Source organism: Wohlfahrtiimonas populi, assembly GCF_002006795.1.
Lineage (GTDB): Bacteria > Pseudomonadota > Gammaproteobacteria > Cardiobacteriales > Wohlfahrtiimonadaceae > Wohlfahrtiimonas > Wohlfahrtiimonas populi.
Genome location: NZ_MVDN01000032.1, coordinates 1 through 2,566 on the forward strand (window position 1 = coordinate 1; position 2,566 = coordinate 2,566).

The following is a 2,566-nucleotide window of genomic DNA, read 5'->3' on the forward strand; positions in this document are numbered from 1 at the left end:
TTATGATTGCGATGCAAAAAAGATTCAATCTTTGATGGAACATGCAAAATTAGGCTCTGGTGATGATCGCGGTGCTTTGGTTCGTTATTTACTAACCGATTTTACAGATGCAAAACAACGTGCATTTTTATTTGCTTCATTGAAAGATCGCAGTATGCAAGTGCGCATCAATGCTTTGGAGCACATTAAAGATTTAACATTAGCTAATGATGAATTTGCATTGTTGATGGATTTATTATCTTTAAAAACGCCAGAAATTCGTAAAAGCATCATTGAAATCATCTTAAAAACTGAAGCAACACAACGCACAGATTTATTAAAATCACTGTTATCTGACAAAGTGGAAAATCGCCGTTTAGCAGGCTTAGATATTTTATTAGCACTGAAAAAAGATAAAACTGTGACAGAAAAAGAGATCACAGAATTATTAACATTATTACCAAAATCCACTGAAAAAGAGCAAGTGCTCATCCAAACTTTGCAAGCTGGTGAATCGAAAGATTATAGTAAAGATAATGGCTTTGGTATTTATGATGCCAATGAATTCCCTGATCTAAAGCCTGATTTAACCATTCATAATCCAAAATTATGGGCAGAATTGCATGCGATTTCAGCAGAACGCATTCAAACATTATTAACATCCATGATGCAGTTAATTGCCGAGCATAAGGATTATCAATACAAAGGTAAAACAGAATATAGCGATCCTTTTGATGTGGTTTTAGGTGCTGAAGAATATTTCCGTTATCGTGCGGATGCGCCGATGTTTACTGATCCAAATTATGATGACAAAGCACGAGAAAATCATGACATTGATAACTTTGTGATGCCTGAAGTTTGGAAGGCATGGATGACGGATAATAAAGTCACATTGCTCGAACATTTACTGTTAGCCCATTTTAGTAACTTTTCAAATCCAACCTACGGTGCGTATCGTTATTCTCGTTATGAACCTTGGGTGATCGAATATGTGAATCAATATTTCCGCATACCTGAAACGGTTCAAACTGCATATCAATCTTTAAGCTCAGAAAATCACTATCATTTAGCCCTTCGCATCATTGTAAGCTTATGGGATCAACATACTTCAGAAGACCGCTTTACAACGATTCATGATCTATTAGCAATTCTAATTAAAGAAATCCCACAACAAGACTGGCAACGTGAAATCAATACAGAACCAACCATTGATTGGAATACAAAAGAAACTAAATTCACAGCATTAATCGATGTTGAGGATTTCCATTATCTATTGCACCAATTAAGCCGACAAGCCATCACTGATCATGATTTTACTGAGTATGTGGCGCTCGATATGCATTTTGCTGATATGAAAGATATGTTCTACATCAATCTGCCAATCGAATCTGTTGCACGAGCTTATGATTTGGGTATTTTCAAAGAGAGCGCTATTTATCGTACTTTCTGCATCGGTGAAGGGCGAAATTTTGGTGATTTTACAAAACCTGCCAATAAACGCTATCGCTATGCAAAAGATACTGCAAAGAAATATCCTTTCTTAGTAGAATTTGCTCAAAAACTCGCACAGCATGTGATCAATATCGAAGTGAAGCGCGGGGATTTACCAACGCCCGTTTCAAGCTTAGCCACAGATATTCACCAACATGAAGGTATTAAAAATTTTGTGAATATTCTTTTGGGTTTAGGCAAAGATACATTAACCCGCGGTTGGATCAGTTCATACAATTCAGGCAAAAAAGATGTCTTATCTAGCTTGCTCCGTGCTTCTGTTCCACGTGAAACCGACACGGCAGAAGCATTAAAAGCTGCTGTGAATGGCCGTATTGATGATCAGCGTTTATTAGAAGCGGCTTTGTATTCACCATCATGGTTGCCAATTGTTGCCAAATTGTTGAGTTGGAAAGGCTTAGAAAGCGCTGCTTGGTACTTCCATGCTCATGTGAATGAATCCATTTCTGATGAAAAAATGGCTGTGATTACACGCTATTCGCCTATTTCTAAAGAATCATTCAATGATGGTGCATTCGATGTGGATTGGTTCAATGATGCTTATAAAACCTTGGGTAAAGAGCGCTTTGAATTACTCTATGATTGTGCAAAATACATCACAAGTGGAGCAAACCATCGCCGTGCACAACTCTTTGCAGATGCAACATTGGGGCAATTAAAAGCAACAAAAGCATTTGAAAAAGAGATCAACGATAAACGCAGTAAAGATAAATTATTAAGTTACTCATTGATTCCGCTTGGCAAGAACTCACAGGAAGAAGCATTAAAACGCTATGATTTCCTACAAGCATTCTTAAAAGCGAGCAAAAAATTTGGCGCACAACGCCGTGCAAGTGAAACAAAATCAACAGAAATTGCATTGGAAAACTTAGCACGCAATGCAGGTTATCAAGATACTTTGCGTTTCGGTTGGCAGATGGAAACGTTAAAGATTCAAGGTTTGACGGAATACTTTACGCCAAAAACATTGGAAACTATTGAACTCTTCATTCAAATTGATGAAGAAGGCATTGCTTCTTTGATCTGCCAAAAAGATGGCAAAGAGTTATCAACAATTCCAGCAAAACTTCGTAAA

1 protein-coding gene is annotated in these 2,566 nt (G+C 37.3%); it reads left to right on the forward strand.

All coding sequences use genetic code 11. From position 1 onward, the window contains the following. Positions 1-2,566, forward strand: a 2,566-nt coding sequence (locus tag BZK16_RS14360; protein ID WP_233145316.1) for a DUF5724 domain-containing protein, incomplete at both ends; no start/stop codon positions are given.